The 314-nt window shown below is 33.8% G+C and carries 1 riboswitch.

What is annotated here, in order from left to right:
- Positions 1-104 precede the first annotated feature (104 nt).
- A riboswitch (cobalamin riboswitch) is annotated at positions 105-314 on the bottom strand. This riboswitch is flagged as partial in the annotation.

Here is a 314-nt window from a genome sequence, read left to right as displayed (position 1 = left end):
ATAACAATGCAAAAACATGTGTTTTTTTGTTCATTTTAATAACTAATTAATCGAGAATCGCATGGATCATCATACGCAAACTTTTATCCCGAAAGTTTAACTTATTTCTTTTTTTGAAATTGGCAGGTCTCCTGACTTGTTTACTATTATTTATACCTTCCCAGTAAAAACCAGTGGTATTGCAGTAAATAACATCCTCATTTAAGGCGCTAGAAGTATCTAGCATAAACTTTACAGTTGCGGGAACAGTTCTGGATTTTCACCAGATTCCCTTTTAATCTACTCAGCAGAAACTGAGCAAAACCAAATTTCGG

This window comes from Seonamhaeicola marinus (assembly GCF_008085455.1).
The sequence above is the reverse complement of the archived record's forward strand: the minus strand, read 5'-3'. Positions and strand labels throughout refer to the sequence as shown.